Source organism: Pseudomonas sp. PS01299, assembly GCF_029960145.1.
In the GTDB taxonomy this organism is placed as follows: Bacteria; Pseudomonadota; Gammaproteobacteria; order Pseudomonadales; family Pseudomonadaceae; genus Aquipseudomonas; species Aquipseudomonas putida_A.
This window is the reverse complement of record NZ_JASCPO010000010.1, coordinates 1-23835: the sequence shown is the minus strand read 5'-3', so window position 1 is coordinate 23835 and position 23835 is coordinate 1. Positions and strand designations below refer to the sequence as shown.

The following is a 23835-nucleotide window of genomic DNA, read 5'->3' as shown; positions in this document are numbered from 1 at the left end:
CGATCAGTCCCCTCTCCCTCCGGGAGAGGGTTAGGGTGAGGGCAGCGGTCAACAGGCAGGAATCAAAAGCTCCCGGCCCCCACCCTCCCGCTCCACCACCTCCCCCGGCAGTTTCAAACGCTGATCATCCAGGTAGTGGTAATCCTTGCGCGCAATCACCAACCGGTCGAAATCCAGCTCGACGCTGAACTGCCCTTCCTCACGCCCCGCTTCGAACAGCAATTCCCCCAACGGATCCACCAGCGCACTGCCGCCGGCAAACATCAAACCGTCATCCCCGGCCTCGACGCGGTTGACCATCAGCGCAAACGCCTGGTTTTCCTGGGCGCGGGCCATGATTGCGGTACGGTGCGTCGGGGCGTACGGGTCCATGTTGCCGTTGGTCACGATCAGCAATTCGGCACCCAGTTGCGCCAATGCGCGGGCGGATTCGGGGAACTCGATGTCGTAGCAGATCAGCAGGCCGACGCGCACGCCGTTCCACTCGCAAGTGGCATAGCGGTCGCCGGGTTCGAACACGCCGCGATCCGAAGCCCAGAGGTGGGTCTTGCGATATTTGAGCGCGATGCCTTCGGGGGTGATCAGCAGGGTGGTGTTGTAGAAGCGACCGTTGTCGTTTTCGGCCATGCCGATCACCACAGCGATGTTGCGCTCGCGGGCGGCGGCCAGCACCGCGCGGACGGTCGGGCCATCCAGCGGCTCGGCGATCTGCGCCACAGTGTCGGCGCTCGGAAAGCCCATCAGGTGGGTTTCCGGGAACACGATCAATTGCGTGTCGGCCGCGCATGCGGCAATCGCCGCGAGGGCACGTTCGAGGTTGTACGCCGTGTCTTTGTCACGGCCCGCCAGTTGGGCGAGTTCGACTTTCATGAGAATTCCTTGTGATGGGCAGCGGGCGCCGAAAGATTGCCCGGTGGCTGTCTGTGGGCCAGTATGCGCAGCAAGCAACCGGCCAGGGAATCACGCGGCCGGGGTAACCCGATAGGGGTAGATCCATGACCGTTTCGTTTGATGACATCACCTGGCACCGCGCCGTCGGGCAACTGATCGACGCGCTGGACAAGCCGAATTTCTGGGCGCAACTGGTGCGTCTGCTCGACCAGTACGTGGCGTTCGATAGTTGGGTGGTGCTGCTGTTCAGTGCCGATCAGCACCCGCAGGTGTTCGCCGAATGCCCCGGCGAGGACGGCAGTCCCGACCCGCTGTTTCAGGATTATCTGCGCGGGTTGTACCTGCTCGACCCGTTCTACATCGCCTGCCGCGAGCAGTCGCGCACCGGGTTGTATCGCCTGTCCGAGGTGGCGCCGGAGCATTTCGAGCTGACCGAGTATTACCAGCGATACTTTCGTCTGAATGTGGTCGCCGACGAAATCCAGTTCAATTGTCAACTCGAAGGCGAGCGCACGTTGTGCCTGTCGCTGGGCAGTGAAAAACGTTTCACTGGCGAACAGATCGCTTTGCTGTCTTTGATCCAGCCGTGGGTGCTGGGCCTGTTGCGTCAGCGCCTGCCGTACGAGATCAACCAGACCGTGGCCCTCGCTGCCGCGCCAGCTGCGGCCGACTGGCGCGTGCAGCTGGAAGCCTCGGTGCAACAACTCAAGGGTGCGCAACTAACCGCCCGGGAGCTGGATGTCGGGCGTTTGATGCTCAGCGGTTGCTCCAGTAAAGAAATCGCCCGTAAGCTGGAAATCTCCGTAGAAACCGTGAAAGTCCATAAGAAACACATGTACAGCAAGCTGGGGATCAAATCCCAGTCGGAGCTGTTTTCGATTTTTCTCCAGGCGCAGAACGCCTGATAACGCGTGGAAATGCTTTCCTGTGTCGACAGATTCTCTGTGGTGAGGGGATTCATCCCCGATGGGCTGCGCAGCAGCCCCAAGTCTATGCATGCGGTCTTTCAGTTAAACCGCAGTGAATGGTTTTGGGGCGGCTTCGCCACCCATCGGGGATGAACCCCCTCACCACAATAAATCTCTTCAACAGGCCCGCCTGCTGCCACAGGTTTGCAAACCATTGAGTCCGAACCAAGGAAACCGTATGAGCCTGTCACTCCTGAGCCGCTACGCCTTCTTTGCCGTCTGCGTGATTTTCACCCTCGCCAGCCTGCCCTTTCTCGAACACGACTGGCTGTGGCCGATCACCGCCGTCACCGGCGTGCTGAGCCTGCTCGGTCTGTTCGACCTGCTGCAGAGCCCGCACGCGGTGCGCCGCAACTACCCGATCCTGGGCAACATCCGCTATCTGGTCGAAGGCATCCGCCCGGAGATCCGCCAGTACCTGCTGGAATCCGACAGCGACGCCCTGCCCTTCTCCCGCGCCCAGCGTTCGCTGGTGTACTCGCGGGCGAAAAATGAAAGCGCCGACAAACCCTTCGGCACGCTGATCGACGTGTATCAATCGGGCTTCGAATTCATCGGCCACTCGATGCGCCCGGCGCCGTTGAGCGACCCGAGCGGTTTCCGCGTCACCGTCGGCGGCCCGCAGTGCACCCAGCCGTATTCGGCCTCGGTGTTCAACATCTCGGCGATGAGCTTCGGCTCGCTCAGCGCCAACGCCATCCGCGCGCTGAATCAGGGCGCCAAGCTCGGCAACTTCGCCCACGACACCGGCGAAGGCAGCATCAGCCCGTATCACCGGGAACACGGCGGCGACCTGACTTGGGAACTGGGCAGCGGCTACTTCGGCTGCCGCACCAGCGATGGCCGATTCGACCCGGAGCGCTTTGCCACCCAGGCGCAGAATCCGCAGGTGCGGATGATCGAAATCAAGATGAGCCAAGGCGCCAAACCCGGTCACGGCGGGATCCTGCCCAAGCACAAGGTCACCCAGGAAATCGCCGACACCCGCGGCATCATGATGGGCGAAGACTGCATCTCGCCGTCACGCCACAGCGCGTTTTCCACGCCGATCGAAATGATGCATTTCATCCAGCAACTGCGCGAACTGTCCGGCGGCAAACCGGTGGGCTTCAAGTTCTGCCTCGGGCATCCGTGGGAGTTCATGGGCATCGCCAAGGCCATGCTGGAAACCGGGATTCTGCCGGATTTCATCGTGGTCGACGGCAAGGAAGGCGGCACCGGCGCCGCACCGGTCGAATTCACCGACCACATCGGCGTGCCGATGCGCGAAGGCCTGCTGTTTGTGCACAACACCCTGGTCGGCCTGAACCTGCGCGACAAGATCAAACTCGGCGCCAGCGGCAAGATCGTCAGTGCCTTCGACATCGCCAGCGTGCTGGCCATCGGCGCCGACTGGGCCAACTCGGCGCGCGGCTTCATGTTCGCCATCGGCTGCATCCAGTCGCAAAGCTGCCACACCAACAAATGCCCGACCGGCGTCGCCACCCAGGACGCTCTGCGCCAACGCGCCCTCGTCGTCCCGGACAAGGCTCAGCGCGTCTACAACTTCCACCGCAACACGCTCAAGGCGCTGGCAGAAATGCTCGCCGCCGCAGGCCTTGAGCATCCGTCGCAACTGTCGGCCAAGCACCTGGTGCGCCGCATGTCGGCGACCGAGATCAAACTGTTTTCGCAGTTGCATGTGTTTCTGAAACCGGGGGAATTGCTCACGGGTGAGGTGAATGGCGAGTTCTATTCGCGGATGTGGCAGATGGCGCGAGCAGACAGCTTTGAGCCGCAGGAAGTGGCGGCAGCCTGAGCGTCGTCACCAACTGAGCAGGCGGTGAGGCGGCGGCTCTTTCATGACGATGAAACCGTAATCGCCAATCAGGTAAATCCGGTAATACAGGCTGTCCACCAGCGCTGGAAACCCCTGATAGCCGACGCGGGTGGCATTGCGCCGTTCGCGTTCGGCGACCACGTTGGTAATGCCTGCTGACGGCAGATTTTCCGCGAGCATGAAGTAGTCGACGTTGAGCAAATACTTCAGAACCGGTAGCCGTTTGAATGAACCGGTCGCACTGGCCAGCCAGCGCTCGGAGTAGCTCACCGAGAGATAGATCCGCTTGGCTTCACGCAACTCGCGATGGGCGGCGATGTCGTGGCTCAGGCTGTACAGCGCGCTGTTGGCGAAGGTTTTCTGCAGGCTCAGCACCCGGCCATACGCGAAGGACAGCGAGAGAGTCGCCAGCAGCGCAATGATCAGCAGCAAGGGCAAGCGACGGTGCGCGGATGCCAACGCAACGTGAGACAGATAGAACAACCCCAGCAACAACACGCCGAACCCCATCAGGGTGCGCGCGCCCTCATTGAAGTCACGGAACAGCAGCGTGATCCCCGGCACCAGCAAGACCAGCACTGGCAGCGTCAGCAAGCACAGCAACAGGGTTGACCAACGGTTCTGGCGGTACTGAATCAGGCGCACACAGCCGGCGATCGCACACAACACCAGCGCAGCGAAAACCCACGGGTAGCCACCGTGAAACAACAGCGCAACTTTATCCAGGATCCGAGCGAAATTGATGCCGATCTGCAACAGCGGATCGGCGTCCAGGTTCAACAGATCCGTTTTTCGCAACGTTTCCATGAATGGGTACGCCGTGGCGCTGTAGATCAGGATGCCCAGGCCCGCTTGTGCGAGTTTCCAGCCCAGCATCCGCAGAATCTCCGGCCACTGAGTTCGCCGCTGAACAGCCCTGATCAACTCGACACAACACAGCCCGAGAAACACATTGAAGCTGATCTGATAAAGACCGATTGCCAGCGCCAGCAACGCCGCCGGCACCAGCCAGCGCTGCACCCGCGATGAACCTTCGAACGTGATGGCGTAGATCGCCGCGACCATGCTCAGGGCCATGATCGGGCCGTCGTATTGATAGGACAGATTCTGCAACAGGAACGGGTTGTACCAGAGCGGCAACGGCACCAGACAGCAGGCCAGCGTCGGTTCTGCAAAGTAGTGAAAGGTCAGGCGCGTCAGGGCCAGGCTCATCGCTACGACGGCGAGCAACAGCGGCAACGGAAAGATGTTCGGCGCGGCGCCGGTGAACGTCAGCGCTTGATAAAACCAGTCGGCAAACAATCGCCCCTGCCCGGCCCAGGCATTGCCGGCGGCCAGCGTGCGCCAGTTGTCGTCGATGTAGGGGAAGTCGGCGAGGATCAGGGGCAGGACGTACAACGCGGTAGCCAGCAGGAAGAACAGCGCGACCTGACGCTGACTGAGTTCTCGTTGGAGAAATGCGCTCGTTCTCATGTGCGCGCCTCGGTTCACTGCCGCGCGGGATTGCTGAGTGATACAGGTTTGAGCCTTGCTTCTGGGTTTGTATCGCGCTTTCAGACCGGCGGTTACAGCTTCTGAAGCGCCCATGAAAAAAGCCCCGACCAATGGGCCGGGGCTTGTGTATCACCGTACTGTCGACTTACGAAACCGAACGCACCGCACCCTGCGTTTCACCGGTCGGCTGCAGCTTGAACACGTAGAACAACACAGTCAGCAGCACCAGGAACACCGGCCCCACATACAGCGCCACGCGGGTGTCCGGGAAGTACGCCATCAGGCCGACCACCAGCACCAGAAACGCCAGCGCGAAGTACGAGCTGACCGGGTACAACCACATCTTGTATTTCAGGCCGGCACGTTCGCTGGCGCTCAGGCCTTTGCGGAATTTCAGTTGCGCCAGCAGGATCATCACCCAGGTCCAGATCGCGCCGAAGGTGGCGATCGAGGTGACCCAGACGAAGACTTTCTCCGGCACCAGGTAGTTGAGCAGCACGCCGATCAGCAGCGCGAAAATCGACAGCAGCAATGCCCGACGCGGCACGCCGTTGGAGGTCTTGGCGAAACCGGCCGGGGCCTGGCCGTTCTGCGCCAGGCTGTAGAGCATGCGCCCGGTGCTGAAGATGCCGCCGTTGCACGACGACAGCGCCGCAGTGATCACCACGAAGTTGATGATGCCGGCGGCGGTCTTGATGCCCAGACGCTCGAAGGTCATCACGAACGGGCTGCCCTGGGTGCCGATTTCGTTCCACGGGTAGATCGACAGGATCACGAACAGCGCGCCGACGTAGAACAGCAGAATGCGCCAGAACACCGAGCCGATCGCATCGGGAATGGTCTTCTGCGGGTTCTTCGCTTCACCGGCGGTGAGGCCGATCATCTCGACACCGAGGTAGGCGAACATGACCATTTGCAGGGACATCAGCACACCGGTCACGCCGTTGGGCATGAAGCCGCCGTGGGCCCACAGGTTGGAAATCCCCAGCGCCACGCCGTCGTTGCCGAAACCGAAAGCAATGATGCCGACGCCGCCGATGACCATGGCGATGATGGTGACGATCTTGATCAGGGCGAACCAGAACTCGAATTCACCGAAGGCTTTTACCGCGATGAGGTTGATCGAGCCCATGCTGATCAGCGCCGCGAGGGCCCAGATCCAGCGCGGTACATCGGGGAACCAGATGCCCATGTACACGGCAACGGCGGTGATTTCCGCGACGCAGGTCACCAGCCACAGGAACCAGTAGTTCCAGCCGGTGAGAAAGCCCGCCAGCGGGCCGAGGTAGTCCTGGGCATAGCGGCTGAACGAGCCGGCCACCGGGTTGTGTACAGCCATTTCGCCGAGGGCGCGCATGATCACCAGGATCGCCAGGCCGCCGAGAATGTACGACAGCATGATCGCCGGGCCGGCCATTTCAATGGCCTTGGCCGAGCCGAGAAACAGGCCGACGCCGATACAGGCACCGAGTGCCATCAGGCGAATATGCCGTTCGCCGAGTTCGCGTTTAAGCGGGCCGCCGTGAGCGGTCTCGCCATGGGGCAGGTGATTGCCGACTGGCATAGGGATACAACCTCGTCTTGTTATTGGATATGACCACCGTGTGTCGAAGCCTCGACCGATAGGCCTCAGCTTCCCGACACCGCGCCTGCTTCGTGGGCAGACACGTCATGCAGGACCCTGCCTGCAAGATCAGCGGGGCGTGCAGTATAGAAAGCTTGTCACAGGGCTTTTCACTCTATAAGTGACAACATTCAGCTAGAAGTCTCGGCAAAAAGCCGCTTTGCGGAGAGATATTACCTGATATGCGTAGGAATATTCACCACAAAAAATCCCGGCGAGTATTGCACGATGATGGTGCACCGTCATGGCCCTGCTTTGGTGGTATTGAAGATTAAAGAGCTCTAAACCGGTACTCCTCAGTTCATATGGCCTATTGCGTTGAAAGCTTTCTGTGGTGAGGGGATTTATCCCCGATGGACTGCGCAGCAGGCCCAAGCTCTTAAAATGTGATCACCCTTGGTCAGGGCCGCTTCGCGCCCCATCGGGGATAAATCCCCTCGCCACACGTGACGTCAATATTCCCCGCCCCGCCTGAAAAACGAAAATTCCTACGGCATTTACAGACCCGGCTCAAGTAATCCGCCACTAGCCTTCAGGCCTTGATGACTGAACGCAGGGAGCGAACATGCCAGTCAAACCAAATACTTACCGTCTTCGTTTAGGCCGACATTCCGAAACAGACCGAGCCTATTTCGTTACTTCAGTTGTATATGACCGCCAACCCGTATTTTCCGACTGGCGCACCGGCCGATTATTGGTTACAGAGTTCCGCCACGCCCATGAACAAGGCTTAGTGGAGTCCATCGCCTGGGTGGTCATGCCTGATCACTTTCATTGGTTGATGCAGTTGAAAAGCGACAACCTTGGCACAGTCATTGGCGCGGTAAAGGCGCGCTGCACCCAAGCCGTTAACAGGAAAACCGGTCGGCGCGGTCGATTGTGGCAAACCGGTTTCCACGACCGCGCTATCCGTGATGGTGAGGACTTGAAACCATTCGCCCGGTACATCATCGCCAATCCGCTACGGGCGGGATTGGTAGAGCGGATTGGCGACTACCCGCTTTGGGACGCCTGCTGGCTCTAGGTCCATTACCTAAACTCAATCATGTCAATTCATCTGTGGTCAGGAGATTTGAATGTGGTGAGGGGACTTATCTGTGGCGAGGGGATTTATCCCCGATGGACTGCGCAGCAGGCCCAGCTATTAAAATGCGTAGCCCCTTGTTCAGGGGCCGCTTCGCGCCCCATCGGGGATAAATCCCCTCACCACAGATAAATCCCCTCACCACAGTTAACCTCCACTCAAAATAGCCAGCGACTCCAGTTTTGTTCAGATGGCTTCCCCGCACTTTTTTTTCCCCATCACCAACCACCGTCTAAGCTTCAGTCAAGTCCGATCAATCTGCGTGAATGGATCAATCGACTATGGGCGCTTTGTGGCAAACCGATTCGAGTAAAGCCGTGGTTCCGACTGAACGTGTGGATGAAGCGCCTGTTCCCCCCCAAAAACGCCGCAGCCGGCATGGCTGGAAGGCGTTCTGGTTATTGCTGCTGATTATCGCCATCGTGGTGGGTCTGGCCGCGAGTAAGGAGATGCGTACCTCGCGTTTCCAGTCCCGGGAGCTGAGCCAGTACGCCGCCTCGCTCAAATATCAGTTGGAGCCCGGTCCCAGCGAAGCGATCCGCTATCCGGGCAACGGGCCGTTCGATCTGCGTCTGGGCTACAGCTCTCTCGATGAATTCCTGCCACGCCTGCTCAAGCGCAATTACGTGATCACCGAGCAGACACGATTTTCACCCGCGCTGCTGAGCTACACCGACAAGGGCCTGTTCGTGCCCTATTCGGAAAAGATCCAGGCCGGGCTGTCGATCACCGATTGCCGCGCTGCGCCGTTGTATCAGTACAAGTACCCGCAGCAGCTGTATTCGAGTTTTGCGGCGATTCCGCCGGTGGTGGTCAGCAGTTTGCTGTTCATCGAAAACCGCTTTCTGCTCGACCCCAAACAACCGCTGGCCAACCCGGCGGTGGACTGGCCGCGTTTCGGCATGGCCGCGTGGTCGCAGGTAGCGAAGTTGCTGCACCTGCCGGGGCAATCGGCGGGCGGCAGCACCCTGGCGACACAGCTGGAAAAGTACCGGCATTCGCCCGATGGCCTGACGGTGTCTGGCGCCGAGAAGATCCGCCAGATGATCTCCGCCAGCGTGCGCGCCTATCAACCCGGCCCCGAAACCCTCGGCGCACGGCAGAACATCATCCGCGACTACCTCAACAGCGTGCCGCTTTCCGCTGTACCGGGGCACGGTGAAGTACACGGCATGGCTGAAGGTTTGCGGGTTTGGTACGGCAGCGATTTCAACCAGGCCAATGCACAGCTGAACAGCCCGGCCACCGATGCGAAAACCATGGCCGACAAAGGCCTGGCCCTGCGCGAAATGCTCTCGCTGATGATCGCCCAGCGCCGCCCTTCGCATTACCTGACCAAGGGCCGCGAAGAACTCGCCGACCTCACCGACAGCCACTTGCGCCTGCTCAAACAGGGCGGCGTGATCGACAGCGCGCTGGCCGATGCCGCACTGGCGAGCAAGGTCACTTACCGCGACTGGCAGACCCAGCCGACCCTTCAGCCGATCGAAACCAACAAGGGCATCAGCGTCGCCCGCAGCCGTCTGGCGAGTATGCTCAACCGTCCGCTGTACGACCTTGATCGCCTCGACCTCTCAGCCACCAGCACCTTGCAGGGCGAGTTGCAGACCCAGGCCACCGATTACCTGAAAAAACTCGCCGATCCCACGTTTGCCGGGCAGATCGGCCTGATTGGCGAACGCCTGCTCACCCCCACCAGCACCACCCAGGTGCGTTACAGCTTCACCCTGTTCGAGCTGACCCCGGACGGCTCGCGGGTGCGCGTGCAGACCGACAGCACCGACCAGCCGTTCGACATCAACGAAGGCAGCAAGCTGGAGCTCGGCTCGACGGCGAAGATGCGCGTGCTGACGACTTACCTGCAGATCATCTCCGAACTGCACGACAAGTACGGCGCCATGAGCGTGCCGGAACTGAAGAAGGTCGAAGTACCGGATCAGGACCGCCTCAGCCAGTGGGTGATCGATTACCTGATCCAGAACAAGGACCACGATCTGTCGAAAATGCTCGGCGCCGCGCTCGACCGCAAATATTCGGCCAGCCCCGGCGAGGCGTTTTTCACCGGTGGCGGCCTGCATGTGTTCCACAACTTTCGCAAGGAAGACAACGGCCGCCTGCCGACTCTGCGCGATGCGCTGCGCGAGTCGATCAACCTGCCATTCATTCGCCTGATGCGCGACGTGGTGCGCTACGTCACCTACTCCGGCCCCAACAGCAGCGCCGAACTGCTCAAAGACGACCGCGATCCGCGACGTCAGGAATACCTGGCCAGTTTCGCTGACCGCGAAGGCACCTCGTTCCTGCTCAAGTTCTGGAAGAAGTACAAGAACAAGGACACCCAGGCGCGCCTCGACACCTTCCTCGACAGCATGCGCCCGACCCCGATCCGCATGGCCGCGGTGCATCGTTATCTGCTGCCCAATGCCAGTCAGGAAGACTTCAACAGCTTCGTGCGCGCCCACCTCAAAGGCGCCAAGCTCACCGAGAAACTCACCGACGATCGCCTGATCCGGTTGTACGACGCCTACGGCCCGGGCACCTACGATCTGCCGGATCAGGGCTTCATCGCCAAGGTCCATCCGCTGGACCTGTGGTTGATGGGCTATCTGCTGCACAACCCGGACGCCACCTTCAGCCAGGTGGTCAAGGCCAGCCAGTTCGAGCGCCAGGAAGTCTATAGCTGGCTGTTCAAGAGCAAGCACAAGGGCGCCCGTGACAGCCGCATCCGCACCATGCTCGAGATCGAAGCGTTCCTGGAAATCCACCAGCGCTGGCAGAAAGTCGGCTATCCGTTCGACCATCTGGTGCCGTCGCTGGCCACCGCCATCGGCAGCTCCGGCGATCGTCCTGCCGCGCTGGCCGAACTGATCGGCACCATCCTCAACGACGGCGTGCGCATGCCGACCCTGCGCATCGACAGCCTGCACTTTGCTGCAGACACCCCGTATGAAACGCGTCTGACCAACGACCCGCATGTGGGCAAACGGGTGATGCCATCGGAGGTCGCCACAGCGATGCGCGAGGCTCTTTCACAAGTGGTGGACTCGGGTACGGCGAAACGGGTGTCCGGCAGTTTCAAAACCGCCGACGGCACCCCGCTGGTGATGGGCGGCAAGACCGGCACCGGCGACAACCGCATCGAAGCCATCGGCTCCGGCGGGCGCATCCTCAGTTCGAAGTCGATCAACCGTACCGCGACCTTCGTGTTCTACATCGGCAACAACCACTTCGGCACGCTCACCGCGTTCGTCCCCGGACGCTCGGCGGAGAACTTCAAGTTCACCTCGGCACTGCCGGTGCAAGTGCTCAAGGGCATGGCGCCGATCCTTTCGCCATACCTGCAACCGGGCACGCACACGCTGTGCCAGGCGCCGGAGGTCACCGCCGCCCGGTAAGCCACGAAAGCAGCGTGGCGTGGTGGTAACTGTGTATTTTTCCCTCCGTGTTTTTCGAAGGCTCCGTACGCAACCCCGGCGCTTTCAACCGGGTATTTGCGCTTTTTTCGCCCACTGTCCTTGCCTAGGCTGATCGCTCCATTTTTGATCAAGGACGATCCAGCAATGCCCACCCTTTCCCCGCAGGGGCAACCGCCACGCACGGCGCCCCTCGTTTCACCGGATGTCAGTGTTCATTATCAGACGATCGAAAAAGCCATCCCGGCCTGGCTGCGCGCAAGCTCAGCAAAGCGGGTCAATGAATTGCAGCTGCACCGACTGAAACTGCCGGCCTGGTATCAAGAGGTATCGGACGCCGAACATCGGCGTCTGCAACAGCAGATGCAAAATGCCTGGAAAGCACAAAACGACGTGGACAAGGCCTTGAGCAGTCTGCAAGACGTCTACGCCTTCGCCAAACCGTTATTACAGCAGGCGTTGCGACAGCGCTTCGGCGTCGAGGACGACGTCGAGAACACCTGGCTGCGCCTGTACGCCCCCGTCAACAGCGCGTGGTGGGCCCATGACTTTGCCGGTGCAACCACCAGCCGGACCGTCTCGCTGCTCGACGCTGCATTGCATAATTTTTCCCGTGATGAAGCGTTCAGCCCGGCCTCGGAGTTCATTACCCGCCCCGATGCCAACGGCCACTTCACGGTCAGGCCGCTCAAGCACAAAGTGAGTATCGAGCAGTTCAAGTCACTGTGCCGCGAGCTGAATATCGGCGCCCGATACGAGCAGCATCTCAACGATTTTCTGCGCTCGGGCAACCGTGTGGCCCGCCAGGTTTTGCAGTACCGGGTCATCTTCAGCCAGAAAAGTACATTGAGCGTCTGTGCCCAACTGGCCCTGGCGAAAAAGGACATTGACCGCGACGCCTACGAGGTCATCCAGGGCATGCTCGATGATCGGCGCAACCTGCGCTGGCGCGGGCGCGCCATCAACTACTACAACCTCGCCATGATGGATACGGCGCTGACCGGTATCACCCTCATCGCCCCTGACGTGGACACCGCCAACGCCCCGGTCCCGGTGATTGTCTATGTGCCCCATGACCCGGAACACCCGCTCAAACAATACCCCTCGGCGCTGGACTTCATGGCGGAACTGACGCGGCAACTGCGCGACCGCGACGCTGCCGGCAGCTATCAGCGGTTTTTCAGCCAGTTCGTCAACCATCAGCAACGCGGGCATTTTTTTGCAGGGTTGAACGCCCGCCTGAGCACCGTGAAATGGCACGCCGTACCGCCGGGAACCCACCTACCCAGTTGGCGCGAAACGCCTGTGGATCACCCCGACCTGCGCTTTCGCCTGACAAAAGTCCAGGACGACCGCGATACCCGTTACACCGGCAGTCTCTGGGCTTACTTCCACCAGCAGAAGCTCAACAAGATTTTCAATGACGCCCGGGAGATCGCCATTTCCACCGAGTATGCCGACCGCATGGCCCGCTGGGCCTGGTGGGACAATCTGGGGAAAATCCTCTCGGACATCTTCAACGTGGCGCTGCTGGTGGTGACCCCGCTGGTGCCGGGGCTCGGCGAATTGATGCTGGCCTACACCACGTATCAACTGCTCGACGGCGTCTTTGAAGGCATCGTCGACATGGCCGAAGGGCACTTGGCCGAAGCGGGTGAGCAAGCCATCGGCGTGCTGCAAAGCATCGTCCAGCTCGGCGCCTTCGCCGCTGGCGCCAGCCTGGGACGTGTCGCACGGGTCAAGCTGTCGTCGTTTGTCGAAGGCCTGAAACCGGTGCAGTTGGCCGATGGCCAGACCCGCCTGTGGAATCCGGATCTGGCGCCCTATCGTCTGCCGGAACAAACCCTGCCGAGCCCGGCCCGCCCCGATGCGCACGGCGTTCATACGCTGGGGGACAAACACCTGTTGCGCCTGGATCAACACCTGTTCGAGGTGACCAAGGATCCGGCTTCCGGGAAACACCGCCTGCGCCATCCGCGACGTCCCCGGGCCTACGCACCGACGCTTGCGCACAACGCCGACGGGGCCTGGGTCTGTGAAACGGAAAACCCGCGTCTGTGGGACGGGCGAAAACTGATGCGGCGCATCGGCCATCGCACCGATGGTTTCAGCGACGCGCAACTGGAGCACATGCGCCTGCTGACCGGCACTGACGAGGACATGCTGCGCCGCATGCACGTCGACAACACCTCGCCGCCGCCATTGCTCAGCGACACGCTGGATCGACTTGGCCCGGCGCGTCCGGTGCAGCCCGACGCGCCACTGTCGCCGGCGGCCAGCCAGGTGCTGGTGGATTGTCCACAGTTGACGCCGGTTCTCGCCGAACGGGTGGTGTCTCATGCCCGGCCGCTGGAACAGCAGCAAGCCACGGCGCAACGTCGTTTGCCCTTGCGTTTGCGCACGACCGCCCGCGAGGTGCAGTTTGAATTGCAGTCCGTGCGCGCCGCCCAGGGTTTGCAGCAGGAAGCCCTGAGCAATATCGACAGCGAACGGCTGATCCTCGGCGCGCTGCGGCATTACAGCGATACTTTCGGGGCGCTGCGGATTGAAATCCGTGAAGGCACGTTCGATGGCGAGTTGCGCTGCGAAGCCGGTGCTGCGGTCGCCGAGCGCGTCCGGGTGCTGGTGCGGGTCGCTGCCGATCGCTATCAAGTGCGCGATGGCGCGGACCTGCCGATCCACCCTGCCAGTGGCCTGTACGAGGCATTCCTGCAGGCAATCAATCACGATGGCCGCAGTGCCCTGGGGTATCGAACCGACGACATCGAACCGTTCAAGCAGTGGATCATCGCCAGAACCCAGGCCCCCAGCGAGCGGCGCACGCTACTCGCCAGTCCGCCGATCCGCCCGATCGCTGAATACAACACCCTGTTTCTGGTGCGCGGCCCGGGCCTGAGCCGCAATGCCGCCACGCTGGAGCAACGCATCCAGGATCTGCATCCGCATTTCAGCCCGAGCGAGGTCGAAGCGTTTGCCAATGCCCTGACCGAACGCGGCGAGCCGCTCAAGGCCATCGAGGCACATGAAGATGAACTCGATGAACTGCGGGTCATCGTCCATCGCTGGCGCTATCAGCAACCGGAGAGCTGGGGGCCGGGCAGTCAGGGGTTCCGTGACGGTGGCGGGCTGCATATCTACGAAAGTCTGCTGAACTGCTTCGAACGCAAAAACGCGCACCTGGGCAACCGCGCCGATCCGTCGGCCTATGCGCTGGACCTCTCGCGGGAACTGCTCTCCACGAATCTGGAAACCTGGTGGGCGAAGCGTCCACCGCTGAAGAAGTTTCTCGACAAGGTCACGCTGCTCAACCTCGACAACGCGCGGTTTTCCCCCGACGCCAACGGCCTGCTCAAAGACTTTCCGAACGTGGTCGAGCTGAGTGCCAAATACTGCGAGCTGACGCGCTTGCCGGACCGCATCGGGAGCACGATGCCCCGCCTCGAACGTCTGCGTCTGAACAATAACCACATTGTGCTGGACCGCGCCGCCGTCGAACGGCTGGGCAGCCTGACCTACCTCGAAGTGCTGAGAATGGACGACAACCCGCTGGGGCTGTCGCCTGATCTGTCACGCATGCCGCGCCTCAAAGTGGTGGCGCTGAAGAACACCGGCCTGACCACCTGGCCGGACGGCATTCTGGCCAAGCCTCGGCCACGCGGTCTGCTGCTCGATCTGCGCGGCAACCCGCTGACGGTAATCCCCGACGTGCCGAGCGGTTCCGATGGGCAATGGCTGGTGGCGCGCACACGTCTGGACGTCGCGGCCCTGTCTGATCTCAACCAGTTGCGTTACCAGGACAGTCGCCGTTCGATGGCACTGCCACCGGAGCCGATCATGCCGGTCGCCATCCCGGGCACCTCGATCATCTCCAACTATGGCGCCGACTACTGGTCCGACGTGCCGGGCTGGGGCATTGATCGCGAAACACCGTGGACAGAGCTGGTGGAAGATCCCATGGCCGCACCGTTCATGGCGACGTTGCTCAGCGTGCGTGAGTTTGCCGATTTCCGCGCTGGCGGAACGGCGCGCGAGCAGTTGATGCAACGCGTCTGGCGCATGCTCGACGCCGTGCACGTCGACAGTCGCTTGCGCGAAAAACTGTTCACCATGGTGGTGGCGCCGGTGGACTGCGCCGATGCCGGTACGCAGCTGTTCAACCACATGGGGGTGAACGTGCTGGCCTACGAGGCGCATGCCTATTCGGTCGAGCCGAAGGAACTGGAACTGAAACTGGTGACGCTGGCCAAAGGCGCGGCGCGCCTGGAACAGGTCAACGAAATCGCCCGGGCCGATGTCGCCAGCCGTGGCGGCAATCCCGACGACGTGGAAGTTTATCTGGCCTACCAGACCGGCCTGGCCAAACGTCTCGGCTTGCCCTGGCAGTCCGAGGGCATGCTGTACCGGGCGGTGTCCGGCGTCACTGACGCGATGATCGATCAGGCCTGCGACACGGTACTGGCGCTGGGTGAAGGTGATGGCCTGGTCAACCAGATGCTTGAGCTCGACTTCTGGAAAGAGTATTTGAGCGAGCGCTATCCCGTGCGCCTGGAAAGCAACAAGCGTCTGTTCCAGCACCGCTACGAAGCCCTTGAATCGCTGCGCGAGATCCAGCGCCAGTGGGTGCAATCGACCGTGGCCGAGGAACGCGCAGCCTTGCGCGAACAGCTCAAGACGTTGATGAACGATCTGCCGGCGCCGGCAACCGTGGTGTTCAATGAAGAACCGATCAGCGACGCGCTGTTCGAGCGGCTGCTGGTCGATCTGGCGGATGACGAAAAAGAGCTCGCGCGTCGCCTGACCCGTGAAGCCCTGACCCGCGCCGGGCTTTGATAACGGCGTGCCGGCCTGCCCGTTGCACATCGGGCAGGCCGGGCCACCTCAGGGCGCCGCCGCATTGAAGATCAGGTGCACGTTGCCATAGTAATTCCCCGGCTTGTAGCCGCCGGCGGGCGTGATCGGCTGGATCTCCAGCGCATAACGCCCGCCGGCCCTGGCCTGCTCTGCAGAAACCACCTGACGCGGCGTCTCGTGAGTCAGCACGGTATCGGCGAAGCTGACGCGCAGATAAATGTTCTGCTCCTCGCGACCATTGGACAGAAACGCTACGTTCTCCAGGCGGGCCTCGATGGCACTGGTGTCGTGCCTGAGGTCGAAGTGTTTGCGCATTCCGCCGAGGCTCTTGGTGCTGATATTCCACGGCAGAATCTGTTCACGATGAATCCAGTCCGTTTCGGCCGGTATCACATAAAAACCCAGCGTCGGAATATCCACCGACACCTCGAACCGGTGCTCTTCGCGTGCCGCAAACGATTCCGCGCTGAACAGGATCAGAACGCCCGCGCACAGAGTCATCAACGATGGCTTGATCATCTCAGGTCACCCCGTGATGAGAGGCCGGCTACGCGCAGGGACTTCTTGCTGTCGCCTTCCACCAGATTGAAGCGGTATTCACGTCCGGCCTGCTTGTCGAACTCGAAACTGTTGCCTGCGCGGATATGGTGTTTGGTGGTTGGCTCGCAGGCGGTTTCGTCTTTCAGCGCACAATTGCGGAACTCGTCGATCAGCACCACGGTGTTGCCGTTATTGCGCACTCGATAGCTTGTCGGGGTGTCTTCGATCACGCTGTCGAAACGGCTGTCTTTCGGGCGCACAAAGAACACCGTACCGAAACCGGTCATGACGTTGACCCCGGCCGACAAGGTGGTTTTGTATTGCTCACGCTCCTCGGCGGACACGGCGAATTCGTCTTCCTTTTCCGGGACAACGGGGATGAACCGCACGCGGAAATAGCGCTCCCGGTCACGCTCACCCATCATCAACAGACGCGTACCCTGCATGCCGTTGGCCGGCACGATCAGCCGCGCGGGGCTGGCCATCAGGCCGTCTCGACTGCTCATGTCGGCCTGGCTCCTGACCTCGATTTCCCGTGAGGTGCCGTCGGCGTCATAGAGGATTTCGAGAATGTTGACCTTGACGAATGCAGTGCTGTCGCCGCTGTTGAATACCCGTTTCAGGTACGTGCTCTTGTCACCGTCGAGATAGTCGTAGACCGTCCCGACATTGATCTGCGGGCCGGCCTGCAGGGCAAAGGGCAGCCCGCTCAAAACCATTGCTAACACCAGACGCTTCATCACCTTGATTCCTTGGTCGTTGAACACAATGCCGATTCGACTCATCGATACGCAGCCCATCAGATATCCGAGTCCCAGATCACAATGACGATGCCGGAATACGAGCCTCCCGCACCGGGTTGCAGCATCCCGGCCATCGAATATGGCGGAACTTCGAAGTGCAGGGTTCCCGGCGTTCGATCCACGTAGAAACCCGGTTTGAAATACTGCTCATTCCCTAGTCCTGGCCTCAGTCGCAAGCGCCTCACAGGCTGGCCGGCAAGGTCGGTTATCCCGTTGGGCAGGCTGACGCTGACGAACAGCTCCACTCGACGGTTAGCTTCACGGTCCTCCAACGCGCATTCACCATTCAATCCTGGGCCGCAGCCTATCGACATCTTGAAACGCGATGACGCCGAGATGTTGAAGGTCTGGTCGCGGAACAGCCCGACCGGCCGCCGTCCGGCCTGCAGCCAGCTCTGCCAGCCACCGACGGGGACCATGCGGATCTTTTCACCACCGGGAGGAATTTCAACCTTGAGGGTGTGCTGCACATTCAGATTGAAATTCAAGGTCAGAGACGAACTCGACGGCAACATCACATCGCCAAAATCGAAATCCGCATTCGGCCCGACGCTGTAGGTCAGCGAACCGCTGTAGTCCCCCGACGACATGCCCAGCGGATCGGGGGTGACCAGTTCATAGGCAAAATCGAGGTGTTCCAGACGCAACCACGGCACATCGAACTTCGCCTGTTTGGTAGAGGCAGCGGCCGCTGGCGTTTTCCAGAAAAACGAGTACGAATCGGGGGAGTACCACCCCACACCGCTGTACTGACAGGGTGCGGGTGCATAGACCCAACTCAAGCCCCACAACAGGTTGTGGGCGCTGCGATCGTCTTCGGCGCCCTCCACCAGTTTCATCACATTCTCGGTCACATAGCGCGAACCGATACCGACGATCCGCACCTTGACGATTTTTGGCTCGCGGGTGGTCTCGTGATAGACCGTCAGCTCACGCCACTGCACGGGTACCTGAAACGTTGCCCCTTGCCGCGGCGAAGGATGATTCGCCGCAATCGGCGCACGAGCGTTGAACTGAATCGGCACCTGCAAGCTGAATATTTCGTGCTGCTCGCACTGCGCCGGATCGTAGGTGCAGTAACCACTGGAAGGCGTGGTGTTGTGGAACTTGTTGCGGTGCGGATAAGACGAGTCCGGCTTGAACTCGGCGGTGATCGACACCTGTTCGGCGTGAGCCGCAGATACCGTGCCGGCGACCAGCACAACAGCGGCCAGCCCGCGACGCAGGTATGTAGCCAAGGGTGAGACGTTCATGTCTGCAAATCTCCTGAAGCAGGCCGGATCAACCCGCGGTGTGAGCCTTTTGGGTGACGTCGGCCAACGTGTCCGGCGAGCAGCGCAAATCGCCGATCATCAGCACGTTGTTTTCGCTACGGTGTTGGTCGGGGTCGAGCCGGAACTGGCACAGCAGTTGATCGGCGTAGCGCACTTCGAGGGTCGGTGAGCCGGCGTGCATCTCCATCGAGAAAAACCCGTCGACTTCGCTGACCCCGCGACTGGCGTGATTGATCACGTGATGGCCTTTGAGCGGCTGGCCCTGGGGGTCGAGCAGGCGTCCGAGTACGGTGACGGTTTTCATCACCCGCACCTTGCGGTACTCCACGCCGCCCTTGTTCAGGTGATAGCGGGCGCGAGACGGTTCGATGTTGGCGGCCGGAACATGATTGCCTTCGAAATCGAAGCCCACCGAACTGTTGCGGTACGCCGTGAGCGGGATGAAATTGCGCCCCGGCCGCAGCGCTGAACTGCCGCCGCTGAGGTCGTCGGCGCGCAGGGTGATGTCGGCGATATCCGACTCGACATCGACGATCATTCCGGCGCCACGGCCCTGATGCTGGCTGGTCATGACCAGTTGCTGACCGCCGACGATCACGCTGCTGTCGAGGTTAACGCCACCGGTGAAGTTGCCGTTGTAGGACGAGCGCTGCACGAAGCCGTCGCCATTGACCCAGTCGGTACGGAAGTTGGCCAGGCTCGAAAGACCGACGCCGTAGGTGTCGGTCAGCGCCGTGACCGAAACGCTTTGCAGAATGTGATTCTGCAGATCCTTGCGATAGCCGATCGAGCCATTGTTGTCGCGCCCGCCATCGCGGGCGGTGCGGCTGCCGATGCTGCCGGAAATCTGCTGCCCCGGCCCGCCCAGTGCCATGTTGATGCTCAGGTCGATCCCGCGATTACGCGCCTCGCCACTGCTGTAGCTGCCCGGCCGGTCGAACAGCGACAGCCGCCAGTTGGCATCGCTGCCAAACAGCTCGGTGCGCTGCGTCCAGCCCAGGTCCATGCCCACGCCTTCGACGTTGCCTGTACTGTGCGAGACCCGCGCACTCAGCGAATCCTTGCGGCTGATACGGTGGTTGAGCGCCAGCGACGAGTTACTGGTTTCGCCGGTGAACACATTGCGCTGCCGCACCCGGGTACCGTCGGGCAGCGTGTCGTAACTGTTACGGGTATCGAGCCAGCTGCGGTTGTGGCTGACCACCAGACTGCCGGCGCCATAGTTGTACAGGCCCTGCACATCGGCGCCGGTGCCGTGGTCTTCGGTCTGATAGAGATTGGCGAAGAGGCTGATGCTGTCGGCCAGGCTCCAGTCGATCGAGGTGCCGTACTGCAAGGTGTCGCGTACCTGACGCGCCGACAGGCCAAGGATCACGCGCGGGTGCAGCAGGTAGTTGAGCGCAGCGCCGGCAGTGAGATCACCGCTTTGCTGTTCCTCCCAATTGCTCAGCAGTTTGCTTTCCTGCCCGGCGAACACGTTATAGCGCCAGCGCTGGTCGAGGTTTTGCCAGTTCACCGGTTTGTAGACCAGCTCCTGAGTAGTCGCGGTGGTCTGGCCATCCTCGATCAGGCGCACTTCGACTTCATAGATGCCACCGGGCAAGGGCCGGGTATCCAGCGTCTGTAAACCGGCCGGCACGGCTTGCGTATTGATCAGCAGGCCATCGCGATAGATCTCCACCGACGCCTGGCGATTGGCCGTGACGAAAATCGGGTAGACGCTGGGCCGCGGGCTGTCGACCGCCAGGCTGTCGGAGCTGCCATACATCACACCCACCGCCGTATCGGGGCTGGTGCCGAACGAACGGGGCTGGCGGGTCAGGCCTTCGGAATTAGGGGTGAAATAGCCCAGGCGGAAAAAACTGCCCTGCAGTTCGCGCTGGGTGTAAAGCTCGTGTACCGCATGATAGGTCTTGGTGTCCGGCCCGCCGAGGCGCGCCAGTTGCATATTGAAGGCCTGGCTCCAGTTGCCGAGACTGGCACTGGCTTCCAGACCGAAACGTCCGCCCAGATCCTGGTTCTGGCCGCCATTGAGGTTCAGCTGATTACGCAGCATCAGACCGCTGCTGCCCCCCTCGGGCTGCTCATGGAAGCGTTGCGTCTGCAGATCGCGCTCGGCGTTTTCGGTGGCGATCGAGAGCAGTGAATTTTCCAGGTTGTAATGCACCGCCAGCAGTTGCTCGGGGCATTGCCCGCTGCAGTTGCCCAGGGCTACGCCGGATTTGAGGAGACTGGCCCAGGTTTCGCGCTCGGCGGCACTGATACGGCTGTCACTGGTGTCGGTGAAGTCGAGCAAGGTAATGCGATCATCACGCGACAATACAATCATTGCCTCGCCCAGCGGTTGTTGATCAAGTTCGACACGAACCGCCAAAGGCACATCAAAGAAATGCTCTTCAAAGTCCGCCGGAAGACCTTTCGCCTGAGCCAGCAAACTTCGCGGGGTATTATCGACTGGAGGCGGCGCCGCCAGTACGCTGCTGCTCAAAAGCAATGCAAGCGCAGCCGCGATGGGCGTCATCGGATACATGGATTAATACTCTGATTACCGGAAGTAAAAGCCCGGCCGGGCAACTTCAAAGTTGCCGGCCGGTTACGTTACTGGACAAGTAACGTCAGGTATTGCCGTTATGACTCAAACCGAAGGTTCGACGACCAGCATGACCACACCGGTGTAATCGCCAGCGGCCGGTTTGGCACCGGTAGCGCTGATCTTGAAGGGCGCGCGATAACGCGTATTGGACTCGGTATCACCGACCACTTCCTGCGAAGTGGTGGTCAGCGTCTTGCCGTTGAGTTCGACTTTCAGGTCGATGGTGTTGTTACCGCCAATCAGCTTCGGCACACCTTCCAGACGTGCATGAACCTTGCCGGCCGTGTGCAGCACGTCGAAGTGCCCGTTGACTTCGCGCATCGAATTGGTGGCCGGGTTGTAGCTCATGTCCTGATCCTTGTTGACCAGATCGGCATCCACCGGCACCGCATAGAAGTCGTCAGCCGGCACGTGCGCCACGAGACTGATGGAGTGCTTGGCTTCAGTGGCGGCAAACGCCATCGAGGCGCTCATGGCCAGGACAGTCAGAGGGGCGGCAAAGGCGAGTTTCTTGAGCATCATTGAATACCTGTCTTATATAAATTAGTTGAGTCGTCGAGCAGTCAAGGCGAACTGAACAGTCACGAGCAGTCAGTGCTCACCGTTAACTTTCAACGCCGAAGAATGTTCAACCAATTTATCTTCAAAGTAAGCAGGCAACGTCCTGCGACCTTGTAGCCTGGACGCTATTAGATGAGAAAGAAAAAACCGCGAAATTCAGGAAAGTTCCTGTTCAACTGTAAGAAGCAGGCTACAGCGCGCCAGCCGAATGACTGCATGCGCCACAACTTGGTAGCAACTTCCGTAAGACATGTACCACACTTTCCCGGAAACAAAGGGCGAAACGGAATATTAGAGAATCAGCACTAATCTGCGCCTTTGCCGGGGGATTTAATACTGCGTTTTCTTGATCATTTTCCGGTTTTTTCGACCGCAGATTCGATCGGTCAGGTGAGCGCCGTTGGTCAGGAACCCTTGTCAACGCCTAAAGATATATCTTAAGTTGTATCTAAACACGACGAGAGAGCAGGAAAATGAGAGACCATCATTCCCCCCATCATCACCGCGAACACGGCGACGGCCGTGACGGCTTCGAAAAACGCCCCGGCCGCGAACGCGGTGGACGCGGCCCACGGGTCTTCGCCCCCGGTGATCTGAAATTGTTGCTGCTGGCGCTGATCGCCGAGCAGCCGTGCCACGGCTATGACCTGATCCGCCAGATCGAAGGCATGTTCGACGGCGCCTACAGCCCAAGCCCCGGCGTGATCTACCCGACCCTGACCTTCCTTGAAGAAAGCGACTTGATCAGCGGCGACGCCGAGGCCGGCAAAAAACGCTACAGCGTGACCGACGCCGGTCGTTTGTCCCTAAGCGAACAAGCGGTAGCGCTGGACGGCGTGCGCATGCGCATCGACGTCAGCAAACGCTCGTTGCGCGGCCATGACCGGCCGCCGGAAATCCACGAGGCGGTGCACAACCTGCGCCACGCCTTGCAACTGCACCACGGACGCTGGAGCGCGGAAGAAATCCAGCGGGTTGCCGCGCTGCTCAACGACACCGCCAAAGCCATCGTCGACGGCCCTGCCGTTCAATCTGCCCCGGAGAAAGCCGAATGACTGCAGTCGATACGCAAACCATTCACCGCGTGATGCACGAAATCAAACGCCGCAAACTCGAAGTCCTGCGCGTGGTCGACCTGACCCCGCGCATGCGCCGCATCACCCTCGGCGGGCCGGAACTGGCCGGGTTCATCAGCCTGGGCACCGACGATCACGTCAAGCTGCTGTTTCCGCAGAATGCCGAACAGGCTGCGGCGCTGGAAACCATGGTGCTCGGCGCCGGCAAGGACAACGGCCCGCTGCCCGAGATGCGCGACTACACCCCGCGCCGCTACGACCTGGAAAAACTCGAGCTGGACATCGACTTCGTCCTGCACGGCGACGGCCCTGCCTCGACCTGGGCTGAACAGGCCAGACCCGGGCAATTCCTGCACATCGGCGGGCCACGCGGTTCGATGATCGTGCCGGACATCTTCGACAGCTATCTGCTGATCGGCGACGAAACCGCCCTCCCCGCCATCGCCCGCCGCCTTGAAGGCCTGGCGGCGAATCGCAAGGCGCTGGTGGTGATCGAAGTGGAGAACGGTGCCGAGCAACAAGTGCTGGAGAGTGCGGCGCAGGTCAATGTGATCTGGGTCCTGCGCGACGGGGGCAAGGACAACCTGCTGACCACGGTCAAAGAGCTGCAGGTGCCCAAGGGCAATCTGTATGCGTGGGTAGCGACCGAGACCAAGGTTTCGCGACAGATTCGCCGGGTGCTGCTGGATGAGCATGGACTCAATGAGCAGTTCGTCAAAGCCGTCGGCTACTGGCGCGCCGAAGGTTCGGCAGAAGAGTGATTTGCCCTTGTGGGAGCGGGCTTGCTCGCGAATGCGGTCGATCATTCAACCATGATGTTGACTGACCTGACGCCTTCGCGAGC

15 protein-coding genes are annotated in these 23835 nt (G+C 60.9%); 7 read left to right on the top strand and 8 right to left on the bottom strand.

The genetic code is table 11. The annotated features are described in order from the left end of the window. Positions 1-48: 48 nt before the first annotated feature. On the bottom strand, positions 49-870 hold the full coding sequence (locus QMX91_RS04165) for a carbon-nitrogen hydrolase family protein (protein ID WP_282412297.1): 822 nt from the start codon (positions 868-870) through the stop codon (positions 49-51). Positions 871-995: 125 nt separating this feature from the next. Here QMX91_RS04165 and QMX91_RS04160 point away from each other — a divergent pair, with 125 nt between their 5' ends. Next, positions 996-1796, top strand: a complete 801-nt coding sequence (locus QMX91_RS04160; RefSeq protein WP_098965425.1) for a LuxR C-terminal-related transcriptional regulator — start codon at positions 996-998, stop codon at positions 1794-1796. Between the two features lie 241 nt (positions 1797-2037). Next, positions 2038-3657 carry an FMN-binding glutamate synthase family protein gene (locus QMX91_RS04155; RefSeq protein ID WP_027612095.1) on the top strand — a complete coding sequence of 540 codons (1620 nt, stop codon included), beginning with the start codon at positions 2038-2040 and terminating at the stop codon, positions 3655-3657. A 6-nt stretch (positions 3658-3663) separates the two neighbouring features. Here the strand turns inward: QMX91_RS04155 and QMX91_RS04150 are convergent, their stop codons facing one another. Continuing rightward, the gene (locus tag QMX91_RS04150; RefSeq protein WP_134787254.1) at positions 3664-5151 is read right to left on the bottom strand and encodes a glucosyltransferase domain-containing protein; all 1488 of its coding nucleotides are present in this window, start codon (positions 5149-5151) and stop codon (positions 3664-3666) included. A gap of 166 nt (positions 5152-5317) precedes the next feature. Next, a complete protein-coding gene (locus tag QMX91_RS04145) occupies positions 5318-6736 on the bottom strand; it encodes an amino acid permease (protein ID WP_027612097.1) in 1419 nt (472 codons plus the stop codon). Between the two features lie 625 nt (positions 6737-7361). Between QMX91_RS04145 and QMX91_RS04140 the strand changes: the two genes are divergently transcribed. The 3 genes from QMX91_RS04140 (at position 7362) to QMX91_RS04130 (ending at position 16123) form a co-directional block, all read left to right on the top strand. Next, a complete protein-coding gene (locus QMX91_RS04140) occupies positions 7362-7820 on the top strand; it encodes a transposase (protein WP_098965430.1) in 459 nt (152 codons plus the stop codon). A 341-nt stretch (positions 7821-8161) separates the two neighbouring features. Further along, positions 8162-11275 carry a transglycosylase domain-containing protein gene (locus QMX91_RS04135; RefSeq protein ID WP_282412296.1) on the top strand — a complete coding sequence of 1038 codons (3114 nt, stop codon included), beginning with the start codon at positions 8162-8164 and terminating at the stop codon, positions 11273-11275. Positions 11276-11440: 165 nt separating this feature from the next. Then, positions 11441-16123 (top strand): DUF6543 domain-containing protein, encoded by a 4683-nt coding sequence (locus QMX91_RS04130; RefSeq protein ID WP_282412295.1) that lies wholly within the window; start codon positions 11441-11443, stop codon positions 16121-16123. A gap of 48 nt (positions 16124-16171) precedes the next feature. Here the strand turns inward: QMX91_RS04130 and QMX91_RS04125 are convergent, their stop codons facing one another. From QMX91_RS04125 to QMX91_RS04105, 5 genes are all read right to left on the bottom strand, one after another. Continuing rightward, the gene (locus tag QMX91_RS04125; RefSeq protein WP_098965436.1) at positions 16172-16663 is read right to left on the bottom strand and encodes a CS1 type fimbrial major subunit; all 492 of its coding nucleotides are present in this window, start codon (positions 16661-16663) and stop codon (positions 16172-16174) included. Then, on the bottom strand, positions 16660-17424 hold the full coding sequence (locus QMX91_RS04120) for a molecular chaperone (RefSeq protein ID WP_223008022.1): 765 nt from the start codon (positions 17422-17424) through the stop codon (positions 16660-16662). Before QMX91_RS04120 ends, QMX91_RS04125 begins: the two co-directional genes overlap by 4 nt. A 59-nt stretch (positions 17425-17483) precedes the next feature. After that, positions 17484-18740, bottom strand: coding sequence for a hypothetical protein (locus QMX91_RS04115; RefSeq protein ID WP_282412294.1), 1257 nt, complete (start codon positions 18738-18740; stop codon positions 17484-17486). Between the two features lie 28 nt (positions 18741-18768). Beyond that, on the bottom strand, positions 18769-21291 hold the full coding sequence (locus QMX91_RS04110) for a CS1-pili formation C-terminal domain-containing protein (protein ID WP_282412293.1): 2523 nt from the start codon (positions 21289-21291) through the stop codon (positions 18769-18771). Positions 21292-21396: 105 nt separating this feature from the next. Continuing rightward, on the bottom strand, positions 21397-21873 hold the full coding sequence (locus QMX91_RS04105; RefSeq protein WP_177416203.1) for a CS1 type fimbrial major subunit: 477 nt from the start codon (positions 21871-21873) through the stop codon (positions 21397-21399). Positions 21874-22388: 515 nt separating this feature from the next. On the opposite strand from QMX91_RS04105, the gene QMX91_RS04100 reads away from it, so the two are divergent. Both QMX91_RS04100 and QMX91_RS04095 read left to right on the top strand, forming a co-directional pair. After that, positions 22389-22970: a PadR family transcriptional regulator gene (locus QMX91_RS04100; protein WP_027612106.1), complete on the top strand. Its 582-nt coding sequence runs from the start codon at positions 22389-22391 to the stop codon at positions 22968-22970. Beyond that, a complete protein-coding gene (locus QMX91_RS04095; protein ID WP_098965444.1) occupies positions 22967-23752 on the top strand; it encodes a siderophore-interacting protein in 786 nt (261 codons plus the stop codon). The genes QMX91_RS04100 and QMX91_RS04095 overlap by 4 nt, the downstream gene beginning before the upstream one ends. Positions 23753-23835: the final 83 nt, after the last annotated feature.

Coding starts and splice junctions, on each gene's coding strand:
- QMX91_RS04145 (WP_027612097.1), bottom strand. CDS start 6,736: ATGCCAGTCGGCAATCACCTGCCCCATGGCGAGACCGCTCACGGCGGC.
- QMX91_RS04130 (WP_282412295.1), top strand. CDS start 11,441: ATGCCCACCCTTTCCCCGCAGGGGCAACCGCCACGCACGGCGCCCCTC.
- QMX91_RS04160 (WP_098965425.1), top strand. CDS start 996: ATGACCGTTTCGTTTGATGACATCACCTGGCACCGCGCCGTCGGGCAA.
- QMX91_RS04125 (WP_098965436.1), bottom strand. CDS start 16,663: ATGATCAAGCCATCGTTGATGACTCTGTGCGCGGGCGTTCTGATCCTG.
- QMX91_RS04105 (WP_177416203.1), bottom strand. CDS start 21,873: ATGCTCAAGAAACTCGCCTTTGCCGCCCCTCTGACTGTCCTGGCCATG.
- QMX91_RS04140 (WP_098965430.1), top strand. CDS start 7,362: ATGCCAGTCAAACCAAATACTTACCGTCTTCGTTTAGGCCGACATTCC.
- QMX91_RS04135 (WP_282412296.1), top strand. CDS start 8,162: ATGGGCGCTTTGTGGCAAACCGATTCGAGTAAAGCCGTGGTTCCGACT.
- QMX91_RS04115 (WP_282412294.1), bottom strand. CDS start 18,740: ATGAACGTCTCACCCTTGGCTACATACCTGCGTCGCGGGCTGGCCGCT.
- QMX91_RS04095 (WP_098965444.1), top strand. CDS start 22,967: ATGACTGCAGTCGATACGCAAACCATTCACCGCGTGATGCACGAAATC.
- QMX91_RS04165 (WP_282412297.1), bottom strand. CDS start 870: ATGAAAGTCGAACTCGCCCAACTGGCGGGCCGTGACAAAGACACGGCG.
- QMX91_RS04155 (WP_027612095.1), top strand. CDS start 2,038: ATGAGCCTGTCACTCCTGAGCCGCTACGCCTTCTTTGCCGTCTGCGTG.
- QMX91_RS04100 (WP_027612106.1), top strand. CDS start 22,389: ATGAGAGACCATCATTCCCCCCATCATCACCGCGAACACGGCGACGGC.
- QMX91_RS04150 (WP_134787254.1), bottom strand. CDS start 5,151: ATGAGAACGAGCGCATTTCTCCAACGAGAACTCAGTCAGCGTCAGGTC.
- QMX91_RS04110 (WP_282412293.1), bottom strand. CDS start 21,291: ATGTATCCGATGACGCCCATCGCGGCTGCGCTTGCATTGCTTTTGAGC.
- QMX91_RS04120 (WP_223008022.1), bottom strand. CDS start 17,424: ATGAAGCGTCTGGTGTTAGCAATGGTTTTGAGCGGGCTGCCCTTTGCC.